This is a genomic window from Streptomyces sp. NPDC004561 (assembly GCF_053602155.1).
This window is the reverse complement of sequence record NZ_JBSGDB010000126.1, coordinates 1-20413: the sequence shown is the minus strand read 5'-3', so window position 1 is coordinate 20413 and position 20413 is coordinate 1. Positions and strand designations below refer to the sequence as shown.

The following is a 20413-nucleotide window of genomic DNA, read 5'->3' as shown; positions in this document are numbered from 1 at the left end:
GCCTTGGCGGGCGTGTAGACGTCCTGCGAGCCGGTCGCGGAGGCCGGACGGGCCTTGGCCGCGGCCTCCTCGGCCGCCCGCTGGTCGGCGGCCTGCTTCTGGGCGGTGGCCTGCGCGTCGATGTGCTCGGCGATGTCGTCGCTCGCGGTGAGGACCGGAGTCAGTCCGGTCTGCTCCACGGAGTTCTCGGCGGCGAGCGCCGGGGAGGCGGCGAGGGTGCCGATGACACCGGTGGTCGTGAGGGCCGCGATACCGGCCGCCTGAGCGGTGGTGCGCTTGACCCGGCCGGGCTTGCGGTGCTTCCCGGTGGCGCACATGAACGCCATGAAGTGGCTGGTCCTTTCCTTCCCTCTCGCCTACCGGGTTAGCTGACGGGTTCGGAGCAGGAAGGTCTCCTACGGGCCCCTCGCTCTCGCGCGGACGCCCGATTCACCCCAGGGACGGTGGGTCCCCGGCTCCCCTGGCTCGCGCCGTACGGGGACTCGGCGATGGCTGTCCGGTGCCGCGGGTGCGGCGCACTGCCCGACGAACAGCCGGGTCGACGCTAAGGGGCCCGCGTTCAATTCCCAAACGCATCCCGGTTTTTGTAGCGCATCCCACAGGGCAGAGGGGCAACCTCCGCCCTAATCCAGACATCTGGGGAAGAGAGCGGAACAACGGGGCCCCTGACGGCCCGTAGGTCGTCAGGGGCCCCTCGCGCGCGTGCGGCCTCCGCGTGCCGCTACTCCGCGGCGACGACGGTGACTTCGCCGATGCCGAGCGCCTCGACCGGTGCCTTGATCTGCGAGGCGTCACCGACGAGGACGGTCACCAGGCGGTCCACCGGGAAGGCGCTGACGGCGGCCGCGGTGGCCTCCACGGTGCCCGTCGCGGCCAGCTGCTGGTACAGCGTCGCCTGGAAGTCGTCGGGCAGGTGCTGCTCGACCTGGTCGGCCAGGGTGCTCGCGACGGCCGCCGCGGTCTCGTACTTCAGCGGCGCCAAGCCCACGAGGTTCTGCACGGCGACGTCCCGCTCGGCGTCGGTCAGGCCGTCCGCCGCGAGGGTGCGCAGCACCTTCCACAGGTCGTCCAGCGCGGGACCGGTGTTGGGGGTGTCCACGGAGCCGCTGATGGCGAGCATCGCCGCGCCCGTGCCGTCCGGCGCCGAGCGCAGGACCTGCCCGAAGGCGCGCACTCCGTAGGTGTAGCCCTTCTCCTCGCGCAGGACGCGGTCCAGGCGGGAGGTGAGGGTGCCGCCGAGGCAGTAGGTGCCGAGGACCTGGGCGGGCCACACGCGGTCGTGCCGGTCCGGGCCGACGCGGCCGATGAGCAGCTGCGTCTGGACGGCGCCGGGCCGGTCCACGATGACCACGCGGCCGGTGTCGTCGGCGGTCACCGGCGGCACGGGACGGGCCTCGCCCGGCGTGCCGGCCCAGGCGCCGATGGTCTCGCCGAGCAGCTCGTCCAGGTCGACGCCGGTGAGGTCGCCGACGACGACCACGGTGGCCGTGGCGGGGCGCACGTGCCGGTCGTAGAAGGCGCGTACGGCGGCCGCGTCGATCTTCTCGACCGTCTCCTCGGTGCCCTGGCGCGGGCGGGACATGCGCGAGGTGCCCGGGAACAGCTCCTTGGAGAGTTCCTTGGCGGCCCGGCGGGAGGGGTTCGCCAGCTCGTGCGGGATCTCGTCCAGGCGGTTGCGGACCAGCCGCTCGACCTCGCTCTCGGCGAAGGCGGGCGCGCGCAGGGCGTCGGCGACGAGGCCGAGGCCCTTGGACAGGCGGGAGGCCGGCACCTCCAGGCTGAGCCGGACGCCGGGGTGGTCGGCGTGCGCGTCCAGCGTGGCGCCCGCGCGCTCCAGCTCGGCGGCGAACTCCTCGGCCGAGTGCTTGTCGGTGCCCTCGGAGAAGGCCCGCGCCATGATCGTGGCGACACCGTCCAGGCCGGCCGGCTCGGCGTCCAGGGGCGCGTCCAGCATCACCTCGACGGCGACGACCTGCTGGCCGGGGCGGTGGCAGCTCAGCACGGTCAGTCCGTTGTCGAGCGCGCCGCGCTCGGGGGCCGGGAACGCCCACGGCCTGGCCTCGCCGGCCTGGGGGCGGGGGTGGAAGTCCATGGTGGCGAGCTCGGTCACTTGGCCGTCTCCTCGTTCTCGTTGCCGGCCTCGACGGTCGCTTCCGACTCCGGGTCCTCGGGGACGTCGGCGTCCTCGACCATCTCCGGGGACTTCGGCTCGTAGACCAGGACCGCGCGGTTGTCGGGGCGCAGGCGGGCCTTGGCGACCTCCTGGACCTCCTCGGGGGTGACCTCCAGGACGCGCTTCACGGCGGTGAGGGCGAGCTGCGGGTCGCCGAACAGGACGGCGTACCGGCACAGTTCGTCGGCGCGGCCGGCGACCGTGCCGAGCCGGTCCAGCCACTCGCGCTCCAGCTGGGCCTGGGCGCGCTCCATCTCCTCGGGCGTCGGGCCCTCCTCGGCGAAGCGGGCCAGCTCCTCGTCGATGGCGGTCTCGATGACCGGCACCTCGACGTCACCGGAGGTCTTCACGTCCAGCCAGCCCATCGAGGGGGCGCCGGCCAGGCGCAGCAGGCCGAAGCCGGCCGCGACGGCCGTACGGTCGCGGCGCACCAGCCGGTTGTACAGGCGGGAGGACTCGCCGCCGCCGAGGACGGTCAGGGCGAGGTCGGCCGCGTCGCAGGCGCGCGTGCCGTCGTGCGGCAGCCGGTAGGCGGCCATAAGGGCGCGCGCCGGGACCTCCTCGACGACGACCTCGCGCAACTGCTCGCCGATGACCTCCGGAAGGGAGCCTTCGCGGGGCGCGGGCTTGCCGTCGTGGGACGCGATGGAGCCGAAGTACTTCTCGACCCAGGCGAGGGTCTCCCGGGGGTCGATGTCGCCGACCACGGAGAGCACGGCGTTGTTCGGCGCGTAGTAGGTGCGGAAGAACTGCCGCGCGTCCTCCAGGGTGGCCGCGTCCAGGTCCGCCATCGAGCCGATCGGCGTGTGGTGGTAGGGGTGGCCCGCCGGGTACGACAGCCCGGTCAGCTTCTCGAAGGCGGTGCCGTAGGGGACGTTGTCGTAGCGCTGGCGGCGCTCGTTCTTGACGACGTCCCGCTGGTTCTCCATGGACTCGTCGTCCAGGGCGGCCAGCAGCGAGCCCATGCGGTCGGCCTCCAGCCAGAGCGCCAGCTCCAGCTGGTGGGCGGGCATGGTCTCGAAGTAGTTGGTGCGCTCGAAGCTGGTGGTGCCGTTGAGCGAGCCGCCGGCGCCCTGCACCAGCTCGAAGTGTCCGTTGCCCTTGACCTGCCCGGAGCCCTGGAACATCAGGTGCTCGAAAAGGTGGGCCAGGCCGGTACGCCCCTTGACTTCGTGGCGGGAGCCGACGTCGTACCAGAGGCAGACCGCCGCCACCGGGGTCAGGTGGTCCTCGGAGAGCACCACGCGCAGACCGTTGGCCAGCCGGTGCTCGGTCGCTGTCAGGCCCCCGGAGCCTGCCTCGGCCGTGGTCGTGTGACCCATGGGCATGTACGTCCCTTCGCGAGCGGAGGCGGTTGTGCGAACCGCGCTTTTCCTGCCGTTCCTGCCACTGTATGCAAAGCGTGCGGGGGCCCGGCGGAGTTCCCGCGGGACGTACGCCCACAGCGGATCGCGTATCTTGCGTCGCACCCGGCTCAGGCGGTCTCCCGGGCGCCGGGCGGGCCGCGGAGACCGGGTCGTGGCCCGGGTTGTCAGTGCTCCGGTCCACAATGGTCCGCGACAGATCCGTCAACCGCTTCAGCAAGAGCGAGCCGAAGGGTGCGCGCCCCGTAGGCGAGCGACCAGATCAGGAGGAGCCGGCAGCGATGGCCCGCCGCAGCACGAAGACCCCGCCGCCCGACGATTCGTACGAGGAGAAGATCCTCGACATCGACGTCGTGGACGAGATGCGTGGCTCCTACCTCGAGTACGCGTACTCGGTCATCTACTCGCGCGCCCTGCCGGACGCCCGTGACGGCCTCAAGCCGGTGCACCGCCGGATCGTTTACCAGATGAACGAGATGGGCCTGCGCCCCGACCGCGGCTATGTGAAGTGCGCCCGTGTCGTCGGCGAGGTCATGGGCAAGCTGCACCCGCACGGCGACGCGTCGATCTACGACGCCCTCGTGCGCATGGCGCAGCCCTTCTCCATGCGCGTGCCACTGGTCGACGGCCACGGCAACTTCGGCTCCCTGGGCAACGACGACCCGCCGGCCGCCATGCGGTACACCGAGTGCCGGCAGGCCGAGGCGACGAGCCTGATGACCGAGTCGATCGACGAGGACACGGTCGACTTCACGCCGAACTACGACGGCCAGGAGCAGGAGCCGGTGGCGCTGCCCGCCGCCTTCCCGAACCTGCTCGTCAACGGCTCCTCGGGCATCGCGGTCGGCATGGCGACGAACATGCCGCCGCACAACCTGCGCGAGGTCATCGCGGCCGCCCGCCACCTGATCAAGTACCCGAGCGCCGACCTGGACACGCTGATGAAGCACGTCCCGGGCCCGGACCTGCCCACCGGCGGCCGGATCGTCGGCCTGGACGGCATCCGGGACGCGTACGCGTCCGGCCGCGGCACCTTCAAGATGCGCGCGACGGTCTCGGTCGACACCGTGACAGCCCGCCGCAAGGGCCTGGTGGTCACCGAACTGCCGTTCACGGTCGGTCCCGAGAAGGTCATCGCGAAGATCAAGGACCTGGTCAACGCGAAGAAGGTCCAGGGCATCGCGGACGTCAAGGACCTCACCGACCGTGAGCACGGCCTGCGCCTGGTCATCGAGATCAAGAACGGCTTCGTGCCGGAGGCGATCCTGGAGCAGCTGTACAAGCTGACGCCCATGGAGGAGTCCTTCGGCATCAACAACGTCGCCCTGGTGGACGGCCAGCCGCTCACCCTGGGCCTGAAGGAGCTGCTGGAGGTCTATCTCGACCACCGCTTCGACGTCGTCCGCCGCCGCAGCGAGTTCCGGCGCGGCAAGCGGCGGGACCGGCTGCACCTGGTCGAGGGCCTCCTGACCGCGCTCGTCGACATCGACGAGGTCATCCGGCTGATCCGGTCCAGCGAGAACTCCGCGCAGGCCAAGGAGCGCCTGATCGAGCGCTTCTCGCTGAGCGACGTCCAGACGCAGTACATCCTCGACACGCCGCTGCGCCGGCTCACCAAGTACGACCGCATCGAGCTGGAGGCGGAGAAGGACAGGCTCACCGCGGAGATCGCGGAGCTGACCCGGATCCTGGATTCCGACGCGGAGCTGCGCAAGCTGGTCTCGGCCGAACTGGCGGCCGTCGCCAAGAAGTTCGGCACCGACCGGCGCACGGTCCTGCTGGAGTCCGCGGGCGCCCAGACGGCCACCGTGCCGCTGCAGGTGGCCGACGACCCGTGCCGGGTGCTGCTGTCCTCGACGGGCCTGCTGGCGCGCACGGCGACCGGCGAGCCGTTCCCGGACGAGGGCGACGCCAGGCGCGTCAAGCACGACGTGATCGTCTCGGCGGTCCCGGCGACCGCGCGCGGCGAGATCGGCGCGGTGACCTCGGCGGGCCGTCTGCTGCGGATCAACGTGGTCGACCTGCCGCAGCTGCCCGAGACAGCCGCCGCGCCGAACCTCTCGGGAGGGGCGCCACTGGCGGAGTTCGTGTCCGTGGAGGACGACGAGACGGTGGTCTGCCTGACCACGCTGGACGAGTCCTCCCCGGGTCTCGCGCTCGGCACCGAGCAGGGCGTCGTCAAGCGCGTGGTGGCCGACTACCCGTCCAACAAGGACGAGTTGGAGGTCATCACGCTCAAGGAGGGCGACCGGATCGTCGGCGCGGTGGAGCTGCGCACCGGCGAGGAGGACCTGGTGTTCATCACGGACGACGCGCAGTTGCTGCGCTTCCAGGCCTCCATCGTCCGCCCGCAGGGCCGCCCGGCCGGCGGTATGGCGGGCATCAAGCTCACCGAGGGCGCCAAGGTCATCTCCTTCACGGCCATCGATCCGGCGGCCGACGCGGTGGTCTTCACGGTGGCCGGCTCGCGCGGCACGCTGGACGACTCGGTGCAGACGACGGCCAAGCTGACCCCGTTCGACCAGTACCCGCGCAAGGGCCGGGCCACCGGCGGCGTGCGCTGCCAGCGGTTCCTGAAGGGCGAGGACTGCCTCTCGCTGGGCTGGGCGGGCCCGGCTCCCGCGCACGCGGCGCAGAAGAACGGCACCCCGGCGGAGCTGCCGGAGCTGGACCCGCGCCGGGACGGCTCGGGCACCTCGCTGCCCAAGACGGTCGCGGTGGTGGCGGGCCCGGTGTTCTAGGCCTCGTACGACTCCGCGCCGAGCTCCTCCTCGGAGCCCCGGACATAGCGCAGGACGCCCCACATGCCGTGCTCGTCGGCGTGTGGGGCGTCGTCCTTGCACGCCTCCAGCTCCTTGCCGAGGGTCTCGGCGTCGATGCCGGAGCCGATCAGCACGAGCTGGGTGAGTCGGTCCCCGGCGGGCGTCCAGGGCTCGGGGTAGAAGCGCAGGAACCGGCCGACGGCGTGCACGGCATAGCGGTTGCGGGGGTCGTACGGGCCGAAGTCGACGTACCCCTTGATCCGGTACAGCCCCTCGGGCCTGCTGTCGAGGAACCGCATCAGCCGGCGCGGGTCCATGGGCACGGCTGAGGTGAGGGACAGACTGTCGTAGCAGGTGTGCGGATGAGCGGCGTGCCCGTCGGTGCCGTGATCATGCAGGTCGTCGAAGGAGAGCTGCCCGATGCGCTCCTCGCTCGGCCTGCGGTCGAACAGGAACTCGGGGTCGATGCGGCCGTAGGTGGCCGGGACGACGGCCGCCCGGTCGGTGAGGGAGCGCACGAGCCCGAGCACGCGTTCGGTGTCGTCCGCCCGGTCGAGCTTGTTGACGACGACCAGGTCGGCGAGGGCCAGGTGCCGGTCGATCTCGGGGTGCTTCGCGCGCGTGTCGTCGAACTCGGCGGCGTCGACGACCTCGACGAGTCCGCCGTACACGATGCCGGGATGCTCGCTGGCGAGCACCATCCGCACGAGTTCCTGGGGCTCGGCGAGCCCGCTGGCCTCGATCACGATGACGTCGAGGCCGACGGCGGGCGCGGCGAGCCGGTCCAGGTAGAGGTCGAGTTCGCCGGCGTCGACGGCACAGCACAGGCAGCCGTTGCCGAGGGAGACGGTCGAGTCGCCGAGCGCGCCCGCGACGGCCATCGCGTCGATCTCGATGGTCCCGAAGTCGTTGACGATGGCCCCGATGCGGCTGCCCCCGCTGCGGTGCAGCAGGTGGTTGAGGAGCGTGGTCTTGCCGGAGCCCAGGAACCCGGCGAGAACGACGACCGGGATCTGCGGACCGCTGCTGTTCCCCAACGGGTGACCTCTCTCCTGTGGACCGGCTGCCGGACCAGGATAAGAGGGCGCCGCCGTCGGCCCCCGCGGGTCAGAACACGGCCGGCACCGCCACCTCCGGCTCGGGCCCCACGTAGCGCGCCACCGGGCGGATGATCTTCGAGTCGGCCGCCTGTTCCAGGATGTTGGCGCTCCAGCCCACGGCCCGTGCCGCCGCGAAGGTGGGAGTGAACATCTCCCGGGGCAGGCCGCACAGTTCCATGACCACTCCGGCGTAGAACTCGACGTTCGTGTGGAGTTCGCGGCCCGGCTTCAGCTCGGCGAGGATGGCCTCGACCCGGCGCTCCACCTCGACGGCGAAGTGCACCCGGGGGCCGCCGAAGCCGAGGGCCGTCTCCCGGAGCATCCGCGAGCGCGGGTCCTCCGTGCGGTAGATCGCGTGCCCGAAGCCCATGATCCGGTCGCCGGCGAGCACCCGTTCGCGGATCCACGCGTCGATCCGGTCCGGTGTGCCGATCGCGTCCAGGGTGTCCAGGGCCCGGCTCGGGGCTCCTCCGTGCAGCGGGCCGGAGAGCGCGCCGACGGCGCCGGTCAGGCAAGCCGCCACGTCGGCGCCGGTGGAGGCGATGACCCGGGCGGTGAAGGTTGACGCATTGAATCCATGGTCAATGGTTGAGATCAGGTATTGCTCGACCGCACGGGCGTGACGCGGGTCGGGTTCCGAACCGGTCAGCATGTACAGGTAGTTGGCCGCGTACGAGAGGGCCCCGCGCGGCTCGACCGGGTCGAGGCCCTGCCCGAGCCGGTACAGCGCGGTGAGCAGGGTGGGTACGGCCGCGCAGGCGGCCAGGGTGTCGGCGCGGCGCCGGTCGGCGTCGATGTCGTACACCGGCCGGAAGCCCCGCGCGGAACCCAGCAGGGACAGCGCCGTGCGCAGGCCGGCCAATGGGCCGGAGGCGCGGCTCGCGGCGGCGATGCCGGGCAGGGCGGCGCGGACCTCCTCGGGCAGCCGGCGCAGCGCGGCGGTCTCGGCGGCGAAGGACGCACCGCGCCCGGGGTCCGGGAGCGTGCCGTGGACGAGGAGGTGCCAGACCTCCTCGAAGCGGCGGGTCTGCGCGAGTTCGACCGCCGAGTACTGGCGGTAGTGGTAGAAGCCCTCCCGCCCCCGGACGTCACCGATCTCGGTCTCCGTGACGACGACACCGGCGAGGCCTCGCGGTACGTCGACGAGCGGGGTGGCGGTCCTGTTGATGGCCATGATTCTCCTCCCTGGACTTGATCCGACTGTCCATGCTTGACTATTTCCTTGTCAATATTGATTGAATCAATGTATAGCCATCAAGATGTGCAGAGGCGGCTACGGTGACCCCCATGCGCGATCACGAACCCGCTCCCCACCGCCCCGGGCGAAGGCTGACCACCAAGGAGACCGCCGAACTGCTCGGCGTGAAGCCGGAGACGGTGTACGCGTACGTGAGCCGCGGCCTGCTCAGCAGCAGACGCGAACCCGGCGGCCGCGCCAGCACCTTCGAGGCGAAGGAGGTGGAGGCCCTCGCCCGGCGCAACCGGCGGGAGAGCGCCGGCGCTCCGGGCTCGAGCGGGGACCTCTCGGTACGCACCCGGATCACGCTGATCGACAGGGACCGGTACTACTTCCGGGGCGTCGACGCCACCGAGCTGGCCGCCCGCCACTCCTACGAGGAGGTCGCGGAGTGGCTCTGGACCGGCCGCCTCTCCCCCGGGGTGAGCTTCACCGCGCCCGAGGCGACCGTGCGGGTCGCCCGCCGCGCCGTGGACGCTCTGCCCGAGCACACCTCCCCCACGGACCGCCTCCGCGTGGCGACGATCGCCGCGGCGGCCGAGGACCCGCTGCGCTTCGACCTGTCCGAGGACGCCGTGCTCAACACGGCACGCGTGCTCATCCCCACGCTCGTCGCCGCGCTGCCGCCGGTCCTGCGCGGCCGCGGGGACGACGGTCCGCTCGCCCACCGCCTGTGGGGCCGGCTGACCGGCCTGCCGGCCGACGAGGCCTCCCTGCGCGTGCTGGACACCGCGCTCGCCCTGCTCGCCGACCACGACCTCGCCGCCTCCACGCTCGCCGTCCGGGTCGCCGCCTCGGCGCGGGCGCACGCCTACGCGGCCGTCTCGGCCGGCCTCGGCGTCCTGGAGGGCCCGCTGCACGGTGCCAGCAGCGGCCTGGCCCACCGGTTGCTGCTAGACGTGCTCGACCAGGGCACCGCGGTGCCGGTGATCGCCGACGAACTGCGCGCGGGCCGTCGTATCCCCGGGCTCGGCCATCGCCTCTACGCGGGAGAGGACCCCCGCGCGCGCGTGCTGTTCGGCCTGCTGGAGCGGATCCCGCGCGCGGAGCCGGCCCTGCTCGCGGCCCGCGACATCGTCGCCACGACCGCCCGGCACACCCCGCTGCACGCCAATGTCGACCTGGCCCTCGCCGTGTTCACCGCCTCCTTCGGCATGCCCGCCACGGCAGGCGAGACGATCTTCGCCGTCGCCCGCACGGCGGGCTGGATCGCGCACGCCCTGGAGGAGTACGGCGAGCGCCCGCTGCGTATGCGCCCCGTCGGCCACTACGTCGGCACGCGCCCGCCGCAGCCCCTCCCGGAGTAGCAACCACCGCCGTTCCTCGGGAAGTACGGCCCCCTCCGGACACCACACCGACCCGGCCGGAAGTCGCCCTCGGGGGAGGCAGGTTAGGCTCGCCTGTGTGAGTAGGTGTGCGACCGTCTCCCGGAGCCTCGACGAGCCCGTCTCCGGTACGGCGGCCACGGCGACGACGTGGCTGCTGCTGGAACAGCCCGGCCCGTGGGGTCCCAGGGCACTCACTTCGAGCCACCTGGACCCGGCTGTTGGCCGGGCGCTGGAGGCCGCGGCCGAGGGCACCGGCGTGCGCGTCGCCCTCATCCGGCGCCCCGGACGCCACGCGGACCCCGGTGGGTCCGCGATCCGGCAGGTGTACGCCGCCCACTCCGTTCCGGGGCGGGTCTGGCTGCACGGCGCCACCACCCGCGATCCGCGGCGCCTCCTCGACCTCGATCTCGCCGCCCTCGGCGCGGGCGACCACCGTTCCTTCGCCGAGGCGCTCGGCGGGCGGCCGCACACCGGTGACCCGCTCGCCCTCGTGTGCACCAACGGCAGGCGCGACCGGTGCTGCGCCCTGCTGGGCCGCCCGCTCGCCACCGAGCTGGCCGCCTCAGGGGTGCGCGGGGTCTGGGAGGTCACCCATCTGGGTGGACATCGTTTCGCGCCGACGGTGCTCGTCCTGCCGTACGGCTACGCCTACGGCCGCGCCGAGGCGCACACCGTCAAGGAGGCCCTGCACGGCGTCCAGGAGGGCCGCGTGGTCGTCGAGGGGTGCCGGGGGTGCTCCGCCTGGGAACGGCCCGGCCAGGCGGCCGAGCTGGCGGTCCGCTCGGTGGCGGGCGAGTACCGGGCGGGCGTGCTGAGCGTCGTACGGACCGACGGCGCCGCACCGCGCTGGGAGGTCGTCGTCGGCCATGCCGACGGCCGCCGCTGGCGGGTCACCGTGGCCCAGGGCCGATCACTGCCGCCCCGCCCGGAGAGCTGTGGCGCCGCGGTCCTGGGCGCGCCCGCGCGGATGGACGTGGTGGCGGTGCGCGAAGCACGGCCGACGGCGCTGGCCGGCTGAGGGGCGCGTCAACGTCGTCAAGATGAGCCACGGCTCTCTCAACAACCGGTCAAGAGATCCACACCACACCCCCTGGGGCGCGCCGGGGCCTGCCACGTACCTTCGTGCGTATGAGTCCCACTGCCCCCGCACGCCGTCTGCGCCTCGGTATGCCACGGCGGGTGTTCTCGCAGGTGCTGCTGATGCAGGTGGCGATCGCCGCGGGAGTGGCGGTGCTCGCGACCGGTCTGTTCCTGGCGCCGCTGAGCAAGCAGCTGGACCAGGAGGCGATGCGCCGCGCGCTGGCCATCGCCGAGACCACGGCCCAGGACCCGCAGATCGCCGAGGGCGTCCTGTCCACCCCGCCGACCACCGACGGCCCGGTGCAGAAGGAGGCCGAACGGATCCGGAAGGCCACGCACGCCGAGTACATCGTGGTGCTGGACACCCACTGCTTGCGCTGGTCGCATCCGACCACCTCGAACATCGGCCACGAGGTCTCCACCAGCCCGCGGGACGCCCTGGCCGGCAACGAGGTCATGGAGATCGACGAGGGCACGCTGGGACGCTCGGCGCGGGGCAAGGTGCCGCTGTACGACGCCCACCACCACATCATCGGGGCGGTCTCGGTCGGCATCGCCTACGACAGCGTGCGGGCGCGGCTGATCGGCGCGATCCCGGAGCTGTTCGCGTACGCCGGGGGTGCCCTCGCGGTGGCCGCGCTGGCCGCCTGGCTGATCTCCCGCCGGGTCCAGCGGCAGACCCGGGACCTGGCCTTCTCCGACATCTCGGCGCTGCTCGCGGAGCGCGAGGCGATGCTGCACGGCATCCGTGAGGGAGTGGTCGCCCTCGACCGGGGCGGCCGGGTCCGGCTGCTCAACGACGAGGCCAGACGGCTGCTGGGCATCGGCGACGAGGCCGTCGGGCGGACCCCCGACGAGGCGCTCGGCGAAGGCCGTACGACGGACGTGCTGGCCGGCCGGGTGAACGGCACCGATCTGCTGACCGTGCGCGGCCAGCGCGTGCTGGTCGCCAACCGCATGCCCACCGACGACGGCGGCGCCGTCGTCACCCTGCGCGACCGCACCGAACTGGAGCAGCTGGGGCGGGAACTCGACTCCACGCACGGGCTGATCGACGCCCTGCGCGCCCAGGACCACGAGCACGCCAACCGTATGCACACCGTGCTCGGGCTGCTGGAACTGGAGATGTACGACGACGCGGTGGAGTTCGTCGGCGAGGTGGTCGGCGACCACCGGGTCACCGCCGAGCAGGTCACCGAGAGGATCCAGGACCCGCTGCTCGCCGCGCTGCTGGTCGGCAAGGCGACCGTGGCGGCCGAGCGCGGAGTCGCCCTGTGGGTGTCGGAACGCACCCGGCTCCCGGACCGGCTGATCGACCCGCGGGGTCTGGTCACGGTCGTCGGCAACCTCGTGGACAACGCCCTCGACGCGGTCGCGGGCACCCTCCACGCGCGCGTGGAGGTCGAGTTGCGCACCGAGGGTCGTACGGTCGTCCTCAGGGTGCGTGACACGGGCCCCGGAATCCCGTCCGGCCAACGGGAGTTGATCTTCACCGAAGGATGGACCACCAAGAAGCCGCCCGCGCACGGCAAGCGGGGCATAGGGCTCTCGCTGGTGCGCCGGCTCGCCGAACGCCAGGGCGGCAGCGCGACCGTGGACACGGCCGACGGCGGCGGCGCGGAGTTCACCGTGGTCCTGCCGGAGACGCTGACCGAGCCGGAGCTGGAGCCGGCGGCGCGCGGCGGGTCCCGGGAGAGCGGCGTGGTCGCCGAGGAGGAGGCGTGATGATCGAGGTCCTGGTCGTGGACGACGACACCCGGGTCGCCCGGGTCAACGCCGCCTACGTCGAGAAGGTGCCCGGTTTCCACGTGGCGGGCGAGGCGCACACCGCGGCCGAGGCGCTGCGCCAGGTGGAGACCCTGCCGCGGCTCGATCTCGTCCTGATGGACCACTACCTGCCCGACGACACGGGTCTCGCGGTGGTCCGGGAGATGCGCCGGCGCGGCCACCAGGCCGACGTGATCATGGTGACGGCGGCGCGGGACGTCACCACCCTGCGGGCCGCCATGCGGGAGGGGGCCCTGCAGTACCTGATGAAACCGTTCGCCTTCGCCGGTCTGCGGGCCAAGCTGCAGGCGTACGCCGAGCTGCGGCGCACGCTGGACTTCGGAGGCGATGCGGAACAGGCCCAGGTGGACCGCATCTTCGGCGCCCTGTCCGCGCCGCCCGGACCGGCGCTGCCCAAGGGTCACTCCCCCACGACGGCCGAACTGGTGCGCCAGGCGCTGATGAACGCCTCGGACGCACTGTCCGCCCAGGAGATCGCCGAGCGGACGGGGCTGAGCCGGCAGACCGCCCAGCGCTATCTGAAGCTCCTGGAGCGCACCGGGCGGGCGCGGCTGACCCTGAGGTACGGCGACGCGGGCCGCCCGGAACACCGTTACGTGTGGGCGACCCGCGCCTGAGCGCACGTCATGCGGCGGTGGTTCGGCGTTCCGCCTACTTGGCCGCGTCGACGAACTCGGTCGTGTACGTCTTGCTCAGGTCGACGTTCGCGTTCTTGATGTTCGGGTTGAACGCCTTGAGGACCTTCTCGACGGTCTCCGGACCGCCCTGCGGCATCACGCCGTCGTCGGTGAACATCGGCAGGGTGCTCTTGACGGCCTGGGCGTAGAGCGCCTTGTCGCCCTGGGAGTAGTCGGCGGGCATCTTGGCGGCGATCTCGTCGGCGCTGTGGGTGGACATCCACTTGAGCGTCTTGACGAAGGCGTCGGCCAGCTTCTGGACGGTCTCCTTGTGCCCGTTGACCCAGTCCGTCTGCATGTACAGGCTTGACGAGGGGTACGGACCGCCCAGTGCCTTCTGCGAACCCTCAGGGGTGCGCATGTCGAGCAGGATCTTGCCCGCCTTCTTGTCCAGGATCGTCGCGACGGTGGGGTCGGTGGTCATACCGCCGTCGATCGCGCCGTTCTGCAGCGCCGCGATGAACGTCGGGCCGGCTCCCACCGCCACGGGCGTGAACTCGCTGACGTTCACACCGTTCTTGACCGCCAGGTACTTGGTGAGGAAGTCGGTCGAGGAGCCGAGCCCCGTCACGCCCAGCTTGCGGCCCTTGAAGTCCTTCGGCGAGGTGAGGTCCCTGGCCGCCTTGTCGGACACGACCTCGACCTCGCCCGGCGCGTGCGAGAACTGCACCACGGACTCGACCGACTTGCCCTTCGTCTGGAGGTCGAGGGTGTGGTCGTAGAAGCCGACCGCGCCCTGCACCTGGCCGGACACCAGCGCGGTCTCGGCCTGGACGCCGGCGGGCTCGCTGAGCAGCTGGACGTTCAGTCCCTCGGCCTGGAAGTAGCCGAGGCGCTGGGTGAGCATCGCGGGCAGGTAGATGACCTTGTCCAGGCCGCCGACCATGATCTTGACGGTCTCGCCCTTGCCGCCGCCCCCGCCGCTTCCGCTGCCGCTGCCGCTGTCGGCCGTGGAGCCGGCCGCGTCGTTGGCGCAGGCGGTGAGCGAGGAGAGGGCGAGCAGGCCGGCGGCGGCCATCGAGGCGTATCTGGCGGTCTTGCGCATACGGTTCACGTCCTTGTGAGTGAGCGGTGCGGGGAGGGGAAGCGGCGGGTCAGCTGTCGGAACCGGAGGGCTTCCAGCGGAAGATGCGGCGCTCGGCGAAGGTCAGCAGGCCTTCGGCGACGAGGGCGACGACGGCGAGGATGACCATCGCGGCGTACACGCCGGCCGCGTTGAAGGTGTTCTGCGACTGCGCGACGAGCAGGCCGATGCCCTTGGTCGCGCCGATGTACTCGCCGACGATGGCGCCGATGAGCGCGAAGCCGAAGCTGACGTGGAGGCTCGTGAAGATCCAGGAGGTGGCTGACGGAATGACCACCTGGAGGGTCACCCTGCGGTCGCTCGCGCCCAGGATGCGGGCGTTGGCCACCAGGTTGCGGTCCACCTCACGGGCGCCCTGGAAGGCGTTGAAGAACACCGGGAAGAAGACCAGCACCACGGCGGAGGCGATCTTGGAGGAGGGGCCGAGTCCGAACCAGATCAGGAAGATGGGTGCCAGGACGATCCTGGGGATCGAGTTGAGCACCTTGATGTACGGACCAAGGACCTCGGCGAGCAATCTGATCCGCCCGAGCGCAATGCCGAGGAGCACACCGGCGACCACGCCGATGCCCCAACCGAGCAGTGCCTCGTAGAGCGTGTACCAGATCTGCTCGCCCAGGGAGCCGAGGGCGGTCCCGTGGTTCATCCAGGTCCAGATCTGGTCCCAGATCTTCGAGGGCATCGAGAAGTTGAACGGGTCGATGACCTTCGCCCGGGACAGTACCTCCCACAGGCCGAGGACGGCCACCAGGAGCACCACGCGCACGGCGTTGACGAGGAGCTTGCGCCGGCGGGCGGCCTGGGCGCGGGTCTGGGCTCGGTCGGGGGCCTTGACGGTGTCGACGACCGGCGTGCTGAGAACTTCAGGCGACACGGGCGACACCCCTCTCGCGGGTGATGCGGACCTCTTCGCCGAGCGACTCCCAGATCTCCCGGTAGATCTCGATGAACCGCGGCTCCAGGCGCACCGACTCGACCTTGCGCGGCCGGGGCAGGTCGATCTCGAAGACCTGCTTCACGGTGGCGGGCCCGGCGGTCATGACGACGACCTTGTCGGCCAGCGCGATGGACTCCTCGAGGTCGTGGGTGACGAAGACGACCGAGGCGCCCGTGCCCTCCCACAGCTCCAGCAGCTCGTCCGACATCAGCGCCCGGGTCTGCACGTCGAGCGCCGAGAACGGCTCGTCCATCAGCAGGATCTCGGGGTCGTTGACGAAGGTGGCGGCGAGGGCGACGCGCTTGCGCTGACCGCCGGAGAGCTGGTGCGGGTAACGGTCCTCGAAGCCGGCGAGCCCGACCCGGGCCAGCCAGTCCCGTGCCTTCTCCTTCGCCTCCGCGCTGGGCACGCCGCGGAAGCGTGGACCTGCCATGACGTTGGACAGGACCGTACGCCACGGGAAGGTGGCGTCCTGCTGGAAGACGAAGCCGACCTTGTCGCCGACGCCGTCGACCGGCTCGCCGGCCACCAGCACCTCGCCCTCGCTGGGCTCCTCCAGACCGCTGACCAGGGTCAGGGTGGTGGACTTGCCGCAGCCGGTCGGCCCTACGACGGCCACGAACTCGCCGCGCTCGACGGTGAGGTCCAGGCCGAGCACGGCCGTGTGCAGTCCGCCGGACGGGGTTCTGAAGGTCTTGCTCGCGCCCCGCAACTCGATGGCGGGGCTGGTGTGTGCGCTCATGGCCCGGGACGGTAGGTGTGACCCCGGCCACGACAGCAGTCTTGTGAGCACAACCAGTTCTTTTGCTCGCAAGGGCCTGTTGTGCTCTTTTTGCTCGCGTTACAACTGCGGAGCCGAACCACGGGCGTAACGCTCGCTCGGCCTTGAAGGAGAGGCCTGATGATTGACGTCCTGGTAGTGGACGACGACTTCCGCGTCGCAGAGATAAACGCCAAGTACGTGGGAAAGGTTCCCGGCTTCCGGGTGACCGCCCGCGCGCACAGCGCCGCCCAGGCCCTGGCAGCCGTCGGACGCGGCGCCATCGACCTGGTTCTGCTCGACCACTACCTGCCGGACCAGACCGGCCTCGAACTCGTCCACCGCATGCGGGAGCAGGGCCACGGCACGGACGTCATCATGATCACGGCGGCCAGTGATGTGACGACCGTCCAGCAGGCGATGCGTCTGGGCGCACTGCACTACCTGGTCAAGCCGTTCACCTTCGCCGCCCTGCGCGCCCGCCTGGACTCCTACGCCGCCCTGCGCCGCACCGTCGACCGGGTCGGCGGCCGGGCCCTGACGGGGCAGGAGCAGGTGGACCGGATCTTCGGGGCGCTGCGGACGGCCCCCGCTCCGTCCGCACCCGGCCTGCCGAGCGGCCACACGGAGCCCACGACGGACCTGATCTGCGGTGTCCTGCACCGGGCCGGCAGTCCGCTGTCGGCCCATGAGGTCGCCGCCCGCACCGGTCTGAGCCGCTCCACGGCCCAGCGCTACCTCCGCCACCTGGAACAGGCCGGCCGGCTTCGCCTCTCCCTGAAGTACGGCGACACCGGCCGTCCGGAACACCGGTACGCGTGGGTGGCGCCGTAGGCGTCCGTACGGCCGCGCTACACGGCACCGGCTCCGGTGAGGGACCGGACCTCCGTCTCGGCGAACCCGGCCTCGTCCGCGACCTCGTCCGAGGTCACCGTTCCGAGCCAGCCCGCGAGGAAGCCCAGCGGGATGGAGACGATCCCCGGGTTCTGCAACGGGAAGTACTGGAAGTCGAGGTCCGGGAACAGCGAGCCCGGGCTGCCGGACACCACCGGCGAGAGCAGCACGAGTCCGAGCGCCGGGATCAGCCCGCCGTACACGGCCCACACCGCGCCGCGTGTGGTGAAGCCCCGCCAGAACAGCGAGTACATCAGCACCGGAAGGTTCGCCGACGCGGCGACCGCGAAGGCGAGGCCGACCAGGAAGGCGACGTTGAGGTCGCGGGCCAGCAGACCGAGCGCGATCGCCACGACGCCGATGCCGACCGCCGCGACCCGCGCCACGGCCACCTCGCTGCGCGCCCTGCCCCGCGACCGCCGGAGCGACGCGTACAGGTCATGGGCGACCGAGGCCGAGGAGGCCAGGGTGATGCCGGCGACCACGGCGAGGATCGTGGCGAAGGCCACCGCGGCGACCACCGCGAAGAGAACCGTGCCCCCCGTGGAGCCGACGCCGCCGCCCAAATCGAGGGCGAGCAGCGGCATAGCCGTGTTCCCGGCCGCGTTAGAGGCGCGAAGGGCCTCGGGCCCCACGATCGCCGCCGCCCCGAAGCCGAGGACGATCGTCATCAGGTAGAACCCGCCGATCAGGCCGATGGACCACACCGCGGAGCGGCGGGCGGCCCGCGCGGTCGGCACGGTGTAGAAGCGGGACAGGATGTGGGGCAGCCCCGCCGTGCCCAGCACCAGCGCGAGTCCCAGGCTGATGAAGTCGAGGCGGGCGGTCCAGTTGCCGCCGTACCTCAGGCCCGGCGCCAGGAACGCGTTCCCGTGACCGCTGCGCTCCGCGGCCGTCACCAGAAGCCGGTCGACATCGCCGTGGAAGCGCAGCAGGACGAGCACGGTCAGCGCGATCGTCCCGCCGAGCAGCAGAACCGCCTTCACGATCTGGATCCAGGTGGTGGCCCGCATCCCGCCCAACGACACATAGATCACCATGAGCGCGCCGACTCCGATGACCGTCCAGACCTGGGCCGCCGCACCCGTACGCCCGACCAGCAGCGCCACCAGGCTGCCCGCGCCGACCATCTGCGCCACCAGATACAGAACGGACACGGTGACCGAGGACGTTCCCGCGGCGATCCGCACCGGCCGGTCCCTCATCCGCGCGGCCACCACGTCGGCGAGCGTGAACCTCCCGCAGTTGCGCACCAGTTCGGCCACCAGGAACAGCACCACGAGCCACGCCACGAGGAAGCCCACCACATACAGCAGCCCGTCGTACCCGAACAGCGCGATGAGCCCCGTGACTCCGAGGAAGGAGGCCGCGGACACGTAGTCGCCCGCGATGGCAAAACCATTCTCCATCGGGGAGAACAACCGGCCGCCCGCGTAGAACTCCTCCGCCGAACCATGACGCCTACGGCTCACCCAGGTCGTGATCCCGAGGGTGACCGCCACGAATCCGCTGAACAGCAGCAGAGCCAGGGTCTGATGACCGCCGGTCACGAGGCACCTCCGCGCGCACCACGGGCCAATTCCTGGGTGTCCCAGCGCAGTTCCAGCGCGGCCCGATCCCGGCGCAGCCTCGCGTGCCGGGCGTACGCCCAGGTGAGCAGGAACGTGGTGAGGAACTGCCCGAGCCCCGCGAGCATCGCCACGTTCACCGCCCCCGCCACGGGCCGCGCCATCAGCCCGGGCACCGTCGTCGCGGCGACCACGTACCCCACGTACCAGGCGAGAAAGGCGGCGACGCCCGGCACCACGAACCGCCGGTACCGGCTGCGTACCTCCTGGAAGGCCGCGCTGCGCTGCACCTCGACGTACACGTCGCGTGCGCGCACCGCCGCTCCGCTCCGCTCCCGGCGCGCGGACGGTACGGCCGGCGCCGGCATCCCGGCGCCGTCCACCTCGCCCCAGCCGGAGGCCAGCGCGTCGTACCAAGGGTCCTCGTACCTCACGTCGCGGGTGGGGATGCCGTGGTCTTCCTGGTTCTCGGCCGAACTCTCGGGACCGTCCCCGGCCCCGCGGGCACGACCGTTGCTTGACTGCATGCCCAAGGATGGACAGATCGGGAAGATCCCTGACTCTCCTTCCCTGCCCTCTTCACCCCAAAAGGTGATTCACTCCGCGGGGGGCCGCACCAGGCCCTTGCCGTACGCGTAACGCACCGCCTGCGCCCGGTCCTTGAGGCCCGTCTTGGCGAAGAGGTTGTTGATGTGTGTCTTCACGGTCGCGGTGGAGACATGCAGCCTGCGAGCGATCTCCTGGTTGGTGAGGCCTTCCGCGATCAGCACCAGGACCTCGGTCTCACGCGCGGTCAGCCCGTCGGGCGTCGCGGCGGCGGTCTCCGCCGGGCGGGGCTCGGGCTGCGACAGCCGCTCCAGCAACCGGCGCTGGACACTCGGCGACAGCCCCGCGTCCCCCGACAGCACGCTCTCCACGGCACGGACGATCTCGTCACCGCCCGCGTCCTTGGTCAGATACCCCCGCGCTCCCGCCCGCAGCGCGGGGAACAGCGACTCGTCGTCGGCGTACGTCGTGAGCACCACGACCTGGGTCCCGGGGTACTGCTCCCGGATCCGCCGGGTGGCCTCCACGCCGTCGCAGCGCGGCATCCTGAGATCCATCAGGACGACGTCCGGGGCGAGTTCCCCGACCAGCCGCACCGCCTCCTCGCCGTCCCCCGCGGCACCGACGACCTCGACACCCGGCAGCAGCCCGAGAAGCATCACGATGCCCTCCCGCACCACGGTCTGGTCGTCGGCGACCACCACCCGCGCGGGCTTCCTCTCCCCCTCCGTCTCCGTCATACGGGCACCTTCAGCGTCACCACGAACCCTTCCTCGTCCGGCCCCGCGTCCAGCGAGCCGCCCAGCAGCTCGGCACGCTCACGCATCCCGAGCAGACCGTACCCGGCGCCGGATCCCGTGAGTTCGCCCGGCCGCCCGCCCGAGTCCCTCACGTTCAGCGTCACTTCGTGCTCGCTGTAGTCGAGCCGCAGCTGCACCTTGGCGCCGAGGGCGTGCTTGCGGACGTTCGTCAGCGCCTCCTGCGCGACCCTGCGCACGGCCTGGGACGCCTCGGCCGGCAGGGGCCTGCGCTCACCCGTGACGGTGACCTCGGCGCTGTCGGCGCCGCTGACGAGCTCGCCCAGGAAGTCCTCCAGCGGCGTCAGTTCGCCCCGC

At 71.7% G+C, this 20413-nt stretch carries 17 protein-coding genes, 1 pseudogene and 1 riboswitch; of the genes and pseudogenes, 6 read left to right on the top strand and 12 right to left on the bottom strand.

From position 1 onward, the window contains the following. The 3 genes and pseudogenes from ACWEN3_RS18620 to ACWEN3_RS18610 all read right to left on the bottom strand — a co-directional run. Positions 1-326, bottom strand: a pseudogene (locus tag ACWEN3_RS18620) (M23 family metallopeptidase); the annotation flags it as partial. Between the two features lie 12 nt (positions 327-338). Further along, positions 339-498, bottom strand: a riboswitch (cyclic di-AMP (ydaO/yuaA leader). A gap of 223 nt (positions 499-721) precedes the next feature. Next, entirely contained in the window at positions 722-2110 is a 1389-nt protein-coding gene (locus ACWEN3_RS18615) for a M16 family metallopeptidase (protein WP_452971875.1), read from the bottom strand. Next, positions 2107-3501 (bottom strand): M16 family metallopeptidase, encoded by a 1395-nt coding sequence (locus ACWEN3_RS18610; RefSeq protein WP_452971872.1) that lies wholly within the window; start codon positions 3499-3501, stop codon positions 2107-2109. Before ACWEN3_RS18610 ends, ACWEN3_RS18615 begins: the two co-directional genes overlap by 4 nt. A 317-nt stretch (positions 3502-3818) precedes the next feature. Between ACWEN3_RS18610 and ACWEN3_RS18605 the strand changes: the two genes are divergently transcribed. Beyond that, positions 3819-6278, top strand: a complete 2460-nt coding sequence (locus ACWEN3_RS18605; protein ID WP_452971870.1) for a DNA gyrase/topoisomerase IV subunit A — start codon at positions 3819-3821, stop codon at positions 6276-6278. On the opposite strand, the gene ACWEN3_RS18600 is transcribed toward ACWEN3_RS18605, so the two are convergent. Together ACWEN3_RS18600 and ACWEN3_RS18595 are read right to left on the bottom strand one after the other, a co-directional pair. Then, the gene (locus tag ACWEN3_RS18600; RefSeq protein WP_452971867.1) at positions 6275-7336 is read right to left on the bottom strand and encodes a CobW family GTP-binding protein; all 1062 of its coding nucleotides are present in this window, start codon (positions 7334-7336) and stop codon (positions 6275-6277) included. The two genes, ACWEN3_RS18605 and ACWEN3_RS18600, sit on opposite strands and share 4 nt — an antisense overlap. 70 nt (positions 7337-7406) lie before the next feature. Beyond that, positions 7407-8573 (bottom strand): citrate synthase, encoded by a 1167-nt coding sequence (locus tag ACWEN3_RS18595; protein ID WP_452971865.1) that lies wholly within the window; start codon positions 8571-8573, stop codon positions 7407-7409. Between the two features lie 113 nt (positions 8574-8686). Between ACWEN3_RS18595 and ACWEN3_RS18590 the strand changes: the two genes are divergently transcribed. From ACWEN3_RS18590 to ACWEN3_RS18575, 4 genes are all read left to right on the top strand, one after another. After that, positions 8687-9943, top strand: a complete 1257-nt coding sequence (locus ACWEN3_RS18590) for a citrate synthase (RefSeq protein WP_452971862.1) — start codon at positions 8687-8689, stop codon at positions 9941-9943. Positions 9944-10040: 97 nt separating this feature from the next. Beyond that, positions 10041-10982 carry a sucrase ferredoxin gene (locus ACWEN3_RS18585; RefSeq protein WP_452971860.1) on the top strand — a complete coding sequence of 314 codons (942 nt, stop codon included), beginning with the start codon at positions 10041-10043 and terminating at the stop codon, positions 10980-10982. 110 nt (positions 10983-11092) lie between these two features. Continuing rightward, complete coding sequence (locus ACWEN3_RS18580; RefSeq protein ID WP_452971857.1) at positions 11093-12769, top strand: ATP-binding protein; 1677 nt, start codon at positions 11093-11095, stop codon at positions 12767-12769. Then, positions 12769-13449 carry a response regulator gene (locus ACWEN3_RS18575; protein WP_452971855.1) on the top strand — a complete coding sequence of 227 codons (681 nt, stop codon included), beginning with the start codon at positions 12769-12771 and terminating at the stop codon, positions 13447-13449. Before ACWEN3_RS18580 ends, ACWEN3_RS18575 begins: the two co-directional genes overlap by 1 nt. 34 nt (positions 13450-13483) lie before the next feature. Here the strand turns inward: ACWEN3_RS18575 and ACWEN3_RS18570 are convergent, their stop codons facing one another. The 3 genes from ACWEN3_RS18570 to ACWEN3_RS18560 are packed head-to-tail and all read right to left on the bottom strand — an operon-like array spanning position 13484 to position 16272. Then, on the bottom strand, positions 13484-14554 hold the full coding sequence (locus ACWEN3_RS18570; protein ID WP_452971852.1) for an ABC transporter substrate-binding protein: 1071 nt from the start codon (positions 14552-14554) through the stop codon (positions 13484-13486). A gap of 49 nt (positions 14555-14603) precedes the next feature. Further along, complete coding sequence (locus ACWEN3_RS18565; protein WP_452971850.1) at positions 14604-15467, bottom strand: ABC transporter permease; 864 nt, start codon at positions 15465-15467, stop codon at positions 14604-14606. Further along, the gene (locus ACWEN3_RS18560) at positions 15457-16272 is read right to left on the bottom strand and encodes an ABC transporter ATP-binding protein (protein WP_452971847.1); all 816 of its coding nucleotides are present in this window, start codon (positions 16270-16272) and stop codon (positions 15457-15459) included. Before ACWEN3_RS18560 ends, ACWEN3_RS18565 begins: the two co-directional genes overlap by 11 nt. A 159-nt stretch (positions 16273-16431) precedes the next feature. Between ACWEN3_RS18560 and ACWEN3_RS18555 the strand changes: the two genes are divergently transcribed. After that, the gene (locus ACWEN3_RS18555) at positions 16432-17124 is read left to right on the top strand and encodes a response regulator (protein WP_452971844.1); all 693 of its coding nucleotides are present in this window, start codon (positions 16432-16434) and stop codon (positions 17122-17124) included. Between the two features lie 17 nt (positions 17125-17141). Here ACWEN3_RS18555 and ACWEN3_RS18550 read toward each other — a convergent pair whose 3' ends face one another. The 4 genes from ACWEN3_RS18550 to ACWEN3_RS18535 all read right to left on the bottom strand — a co-directional run. Next, positions 17142-18734 (bottom strand): solute symporter family protein, encoded by a 1593-nt coding sequence (locus tag ACWEN3_RS18550; RefSeq protein WP_452971841.1) that lies wholly within the window; start codon positions 18732-18734, stop codon positions 17142-17144. After that, a complete protein-coding gene (locus ACWEN3_RS18545) occupies positions 18731-19279 on the bottom strand; it encodes a DUF485 domain-containing protein (RefSeq protein ID WP_452971838.1) in 549 nt (182 codons plus the stop codon). The genes ACWEN3_RS18550 and ACWEN3_RS18545 overlap by 4 nt, the downstream gene beginning before the upstream one ends. Before the next feature lie 69 nt (positions 19280-19348). Further along, a complete protein-coding gene (locus tag ACWEN3_RS18540) occupies positions 19349-20038 on the bottom strand; it encodes a response regulator transcription factor (protein WP_452971835.1) in 690 nt (229 codons plus the stop codon). Next, the coding region (locus tag ACWEN3_RS18535) for a sensor histidine kinase (protein ID WP_452971833.1) at positions 20035-20413 on the bottom strand (379 nt) is incomplete at its 5' end. The genes ACWEN3_RS18535 and ACWEN3_RS18540, both read right to left, overlap by 4 nt.